The organism is Saccharomonospora halophila 8, from assembly GCF_000383775.1.
Lineage (GTDB): Bacteria > Actinomycetota > Actinomycetes > Mycobacteriales > Pseudonocardiaceae > Saccharomonospora > Saccharomonospora halophila.
Genome location: NZ_KB912505.1, coordinates 5,068 through 11,296, shown reverse-complemented (window position 1 = coordinate 11,296; position 6,229 = coordinate 5,068). Strand labels below are relative to the sequence as shown.

General features: G+C 72.4%; 5 protein-coding genes. 1 reads left to right on the top strand and 4 read right to left on the bottom strand.

What is annotated here, in order from left to right:
• The 3 genes from SACHA_RS0105975 to dxs form a co-directional block, all read right to left on the bottom strand.
• On the bottom strand, window positions 1-1,035 hold a 1,035-nt coding region (locus tag SACHA_RS0105975; RefSeq protein WP_019807956.1), incomplete at its 3' end, for a sensor histidine kinase.
• Window positions 1,032-1,727, bottom strand: coding sequence for a response regulator transcription factor (locus tag SACHA_RS0105970; protein ID WP_019807954.1), 696 nt, complete (start codon window positions 1,725-1,727; stop codon window positions 1,032-1,034). The genes SACHA_RS0105975 and SACHA_RS0105970, both read right to left, overlap by 4 nt.
• Window positions 1,728-1,833: 106 nt before the next feature.
• Window positions 1,834-3,795 (bottom strand): 1-deoxy-D-xylulose-5-phosphate synthase, encoded by a 1,962-nt coding sequence (gene dxs / locus SACHA_RS0105965; protein ID WP_028662930.1) that lies wholly within the window; start codon window positions 3,793-3,795, stop codon window positions 1,834-1,836.
• 304 nt (window positions 3,796-4,099) lie between these two features.
• Between dxs and SACHA_RS0105960 the strand changes: the two genes are divergently transcribed.
• Window positions 4,100-5,653 carry a GMC family oxidoreductase gene (locus tag SACHA_RS0105960; protein WP_019807950.1) on the top strand — a complete coding sequence of 518 codons (1,554 nt, stop codon included), beginning with the start codon at window positions 4,100-4,102 and terminating at the stop codon, window positions 5,651-5,653.
• Window positions 5,654-5,864: 211 nt separating this feature from the next.
• On the opposite strand, the gene SACHA_RS20545 is transcribed toward SACHA_RS0105960, so the two are convergent.
• Window positions 5,865-6,137, bottom strand: coding sequence for a FadR/GntR family transcriptional regulator (locus SACHA_RS20545; RefSeq protein WP_019807948.1), 273 nt, complete (start codon window positions 6,135-6,137; stop codon window positions 5,865-5,867).
• Between the last annotated feature and the right edge of the window lie 92 nt (window positions 6,138-6,229).

Below are 6,229 nucleotides of genomic sequence, written 5' to 3'. Positions count from 1 at the left end.
CGCGGTGCGGGCCGTGCCCGCCCGGCGGAACGGCTCGAACAGGCCCGCCGCGGTCGCCGGATCCAGCACCGGCCCGGTCGAGGCCACGGTCAGCACCGCCCACCATCGGTCCGGCTCGGCGGTGACCCCGGTGGTGACCGAGATCCGGCCACGGTCGACGTTGTGCCGCACGGCGTTCTCCAGCAGGTTCCCCGCGACGCGCTCCAGCAGCGCCGGATCGCCGTCGGTCACCGCGGGCGTGGTGCGCAGGTCCACGTCGAGCTCCCGGGCGGTGACCTCCCCCCGCACCGCGCCGAGGGCGGTGTCCACGACCACGGCGAGATCGACCGGTTCCGTGGCGCCGAGATTCGCCCCGTCGGTGCGGGCCAGCAGCAGCAACGACCCCACGAGCCGTTCGGCGCGTTCGGTGGCCTCGCGCACGACGCCCGCCATCCGCCGCAGCTCCGCCTCGTCGGCGGACTCGTCGGAGAGGGTGACGTCGAGTTCGGTGCGGATCACCGACAACGGGGTGCGCAGCTCGTGACTGGCGTTGGCCACGAAGTGCCGCTGCGCCTCGAAGGCCGCCTGGAGGCGGTCCAGCATCGCGTCGAACGTCCGCGCCAGCTCGGCCAGTTCGTCCCGGCTGGAGACCCGCCCGATGCGTTCGGCCATCGACTCGACCGACAACCGGCGGGCCGTGTCGGTGATCTCGCGCAGCGGGCGCAGCACCCGGGAGGTCAGTGTCCAGGCGAGGATGCCCGCCGCCGCCACCACCAGCACGAACGCCACGGACCCGGCCGTGATCATGCGCATCCGCGCCTGTTCCCGCAGGTATCCGGCGAGCACGGACGCCTCGACCTCGACCCCGTCGACGCGCACCAGCGTGCCGGGCGGGAGATCCGGCACGGCGGCGACGGAGTCGGACACCAGCCGCCACGCCAGCCACAGCAGCACCACACTGACCAGGGCGACGAGCGCCGTGGCGAGCAGAGTCACCCGGGCGCGCAGGCTGCGCGCCCGCACGTCGGGCAGCCGGGGGATCCGACGGCGGGTCACGCTTCGAGCGGCCGGGGCTCGGCCACCGAGCCCGCACCGGGCACCCGGTATCCCGACCCGACGACCGTGTCGATGATTCCCGGCTCACCGAGCTTCTTGCGCAGTGTCATCACGGTGACCCGCACCGTGGTGGTGAACGGGTCGGCGTTCTCGTCCCAGACCCGTTCGAGCAGTTCCTCACTGCTGACCACCGCGCCCTCGGCCGCGAGCAGGACCTCCAGCACGCCGAACTCCTTGCGCGTGAGCTCGATCGTCGCACCGCCCCGGTGCACCGTGCGCCGGGCCGGGTCGAGCTCCACGTCGTCCGCGGTCAACACGGGCGGTGTCGCCGGTGTCGCCCGGCGTCCCAGCGCCCGCACCCGGGCCACCAGCTCCGGGAACGCGAACGGTTTGGCCAGATAGTCGTCGGCGCCGAGGGACAGCCCCTCCACCCGGTCCGCGACGTCCCCGCTCGCGGTGAGCATGAGAATCCGGCTCAGCTGACCGGAGGTCACGACCTCACGGCACAGCTCGTCGCCGGACATCCCGGGCAGGTCCCGGTCGAGCACCAGCACGTCGTAGCGCGTGACGGTGGCCTTCTCGTGCCCGTCGTCGCCGTGGAACGCCACGTCCACGGCCATTCCCTCGCGCCGCAGCCCGCGGGCGATCGCCTCGGCCAGCGGCGCCTCGTCCTCAACTACCAAAACCCGCACATCGACACCGTGTCACAGTTTCCTGAGAGAGACCTTACCGTGACCGGTTCCCGGGCACCGGTTCCGCCCGGTGCCCGGGAACCCGGGTCCGCCTGCCCGTCGCGGGTCAGTCGCGGGGCGAGTCGACGGCCGAACCGGTGGGTTCGTCCACCTCGCCGTTGGTGGCGGCCCGGCCGGTGTCCGCGTCCGGGGTCTGCGCACCGAGCCGTCCGGCCGCCCACTCGGTGACCCGGCGCGCGACGTCCTGCGCGGTGAGCCCGACGTCGGCGAGCACCTCGTCCCGGCTGCCGTGCTCCAGGAACCGCTGCGGCACTCCGAGATCGCGCAGTGGCACGTCGCAGTCCGCGTCCCGCAGCACTCCCCCGAGGGCCGAGCCGAACCCACCGTGCCGTCCGCTGTCCTCCACGGTGACCACGAGCCGGTGCCCGGAGGCCAGCGCGACCAGTTCCTCCGGCACCGGGACCACCCACCTCGGGTCCACCACGGTGACCCCGATGCCCTGGTCGGCGAGCCGCTCGGCGGCGGCCAACCCCAATCGCGCGAACGAACCGACCGCGACGAGCAGGACGTCCGCACCGGACCCGCGCCGCAGCACGTCCACCGGACCGAGCCGGTCGACGGCGGGCACGGACTCGACGACACCGCCCTTGGAGAACCGCAACGCCGTGGGGCCGTCGGCGACGGCGACCGCCTCCCGCAGCTCCTCCCGCAGCGTCTCGGCGTCCCGGGGGGCGGCCACGCGCATGCCGGGGACCATGCCGAGCAGGGACAGGTCCCACATGCCGTGGTGACTGGGCCCGTCCGGTCCGGTGACGCCCGCGCGGTCGAGCACGAACGTCACGGGCTGGCGGTGCAGTGCGACGTCCATCAGTGTCTGGTCGAACGCGCGGTTGAGGAAGGTGGAGTAGACCGCCACCACCGGGTGCCGCCCGCTCATCGCCAGCCCCGCGGCCGAGGTGACCGCGTGCTGCTCGGCGATGCCGACGTCGAACCACCGGTCGGGGAAGGCCTCGGCGAAGGTGTGCAGCCCCGTCGACCGCAGCATCGCGGCGGTGACCGCCACCACGTCCTCGCGTTCACCCCCGATGCGGGTCAGTTCCTCGCCGAACACCGACGTCCAACTGGTCTTCTTCGCGGGGGGCTGTCCGGTGGCCGGGTCGATGGGGTCCGTCTGGTGCATCTGGTCGGCCTCGTCCGAGACCGCGGGCGGATACCCGTGCCCCTTCTCGGTGACGGCGTGCACGATCACCGGACCACCGAACGACCGGGCGTTGGCCAGCGCCTTCTCCAGCGCGACGAGGTCGTGCCCGTCGACGGGCCCGAGGTACTTCAGCCCGAGGTCGGAGAACATCACCTGCGGGGTGACGGCGTCCTTGAGCCCGGCCTTGGCCGCGTGCAGGGCGGTGTAGAGCGGCTTGCCGACCACCGGGGTGTTCTGCAGCAGCTCACGGCCGCCGTCGAGCAGCCGCTCGTACCCGGGGCGCAGGCGCAGCGCGGCGAGGTGCTCGGCGATACCGCCGATCGTGGGCGAGTAGGACCGGCCGTTGTCGTTGACCACGATCACGATCGGCCGTTCCGGGTCGGCGGCGATGTTGTTCAGCGCCTCCCAGCACATCCCGCCGGTCAGCGCCCCGTCCCCGACCACGGCGACGGCGTGGCGTCCGCCGCCGTCGAGCGTGAACCCCTTCGCCAGTCCGTCCGCGTAGGAGAGGGCGGTCGAGGCGTGACTGTTCTCGATCAGGTCGTGCTCACTCTCCGCACGCGCCGGGTAGCCCGCGAGCCCACCCTGTTGGCGGAGCCCGTCGAACTCGTCCCGCCGCCCGGTGACGATCTTGTGCACGTACGATTGGTGTCCGACGTCGAACAGCAGCGCGTCCCGCGGGGAGTCGAACACGCGGTGCAACGCGAGCGTCAGCTCGACGACCCCGAGGTTCGGGCCGAGGTGACCACCGGCCCTGCGTACCTTCTCGACGAGGAACTCCCGGATCTCCCCCGCCAGCACGGCCAGTTCCTCGTGGTCCATCCGCTTGAGGTCTGCGGGCCCGTCTACGGACTCCAGCAACGTCACGCTCCACCTCGCTCGCCGTCGTTGTCGCTGCCTCGTTCCGCCCCAGTCTAGGGAACACGCACCCGGCCGGGTGGCTCGCTCATCCGCTGCTCGCGGCCCCACGGGCCGCTTCACCACACCGTGCCACCGACGACGCAGGTCACACGCTGCCCGCGGCGCCCGCGGGCCGGATACTGGACCCACCCGGACCGTCGTCGGCGCGCGGGCGGCCACTCCGCCACGCGGACGGCCACTCCGCGCCACGCGGACGACCGGCCGACAGCCGGACGGGTAGGGCCGACAGCCGGACGAGAAGGAGTGTGACGTGTCCCCCGAGTTCGATTACGTCGTGGTCGGCGGCGGTACCGCCGGTTCGGTCGTGGCGGCCCGCCTGTCGGAGGATCCGGACACCTCGGTCTGCCTGCTGGAGGCAGGGCCTTCCGATGTGGACGTCCGGCCGGTGCTGGAGCTGACCCGGTGGATGGAACTGCTGGAGTCCGGCTACGACTGGGACTATCCCGTCCAACCGCAGGAGTCGGGCAACTCGTTCCTCCGGCACGCCCGGGCGAAGGTGCTCGGCGGGTGCTCGTCGCACAACTCGGCCATCGCGTTCTGGGCGCCCCGTGAGGACCTCGACGAGTGGGCGGGACTCGGCCTGCCCGGATGGTCGGCCGAGGACCTCTTCCCGCTGTACAAGCGGCTGGAGGACAACGACGCCCCGGGCGAGCACCACGGGCGCACCGGCCCGGTCCGGATCCGCAGCGTGCCCCCGCACGACCCGGCGGGGGTGGCTCTGCTGCACGCCTGCGAACAGGCCGGGATTCCCCGCACCGACTTCAACACGGGCACGACGGTCACCCACGGCGCCAACTGGTTCCAGATCAACGCCCGGGAGGACGGTATCCGGGCGTCGGCGTCGGTGGCGTACCTGCATCCGGTGCTCGGCAGGAGGGTCAACCTCCAGGTCCGCACGGGGGTCCGGGCCAAACACCTGACCTTCGACGGGACCCGGTGCACCGGGGTCGAGGTTCTCACCGAGGACGCGCAGCACAGCGAGCACATCCGGGCCCGCAACGAGGTGGTCGTGTCCAGCGGCGCGATCGACACCCCGAAGCTGCTCATGCTGTCCGGGATCGGCCCGGCCGAGGAGCTCGCCGGGTTCGACATCGACGTCGTCGCGGACTCGCCGGGCGTGGGGCGCAACCTCCAGGACCACCCGGAGGGCCTGGTGCAGTGGGACGCACGCAGGCCGATGGTGCGCGAGTCCACCCAGTGGTGGGAGATCGGCATCATGACCACGACCAGGGAAGGTCTCGACCGGCCGGACCTGATGTTCCACTACGGATCCGTGCCGTTCGACCTGAACACCCTGCGGCACGGCTATCCGACCACGGAGAACGGCTTCTGCCTGACACCGAACGTTACCCGGGCCCGGTCGAGGGGGACGGTGCGGCTGCGCACCCGGGACTTCCGGGACAAGCCCGAAGTGGACCCGCGCTACTTCAGCGACCCGCACGACCTCCGGGTGATGACCTACGGCGTGCGGCTGGCCCGCGAGATCGTGGCGCAACCGGCGATGCGCGAGTGGGCCGGCGCGGAGCTGACCCCGGGTCCGGACGCGACCACCGACGACGAGATCGGCGACTACCTGATGAAGACGCACAACACCGTCTACCACCCGTCCTGCACCGTGCGGATGGGCCCGTCGAGCGACCGCGAGGCCCCCCTGGACGAACGGCTGCGGGTGCGGGGGGTGGACCGGCTGCGGGTGGCCGACGGCTCGGCCATGCCCTTCCTCATCGCGGTCAACCCGTGCATCACCACGATGGCCATCGGCGAGAAGGCCGCCGACCTCCTCCGCGAGGACGCCCGCCGCTGACCCCGGCGAGTCGCCACCCCAGACCCGCGAGTCGACGCCTCGTTCCGGCGAGTTGCCACCCCAGGCCAGCGAGTCGACGCCCCATGCGCCGCCGACCGTCGACCTCCGCCGGAAGGCTCGCGGGACCCGAAATGCCGACCCGCGTGTCCCCGACACCGACTCGCGGACCCCGAGTGGCGACTCGCGGACTTGCGGTGGCAACTCGCGGGGGTCAGCGGCGCCAGAGAGGGAGCATGGCGTCGCGGACCTCCGCCAGGAGGTCGCGCATGGCGGCCTCGGCCGGGTCGGGCAGACCGCGGGCGACCGCGTCGGCCACCCGTTCGTGCAGGCGTAACGCCTCGGGCACCGGCTGGTGGGGCATCAGTCCGAGCCGGGTCCGGCCGCGCAGCACCACGGCGACCACGTCGGCCAGCGCGCCGAACATCTCGTTGCCGCTGCTGCGCAGCAGCTGGGTGTGGAAGGCGATGTCGTACTCCGGACTCACCCGGGAAACCCACGATCACGTTCGTCCGGATACCCGCCTCGGGCGCGTACTCCCGGATCTGGTCGACGAGTGCCAGGAACGAGCCGGTCGAC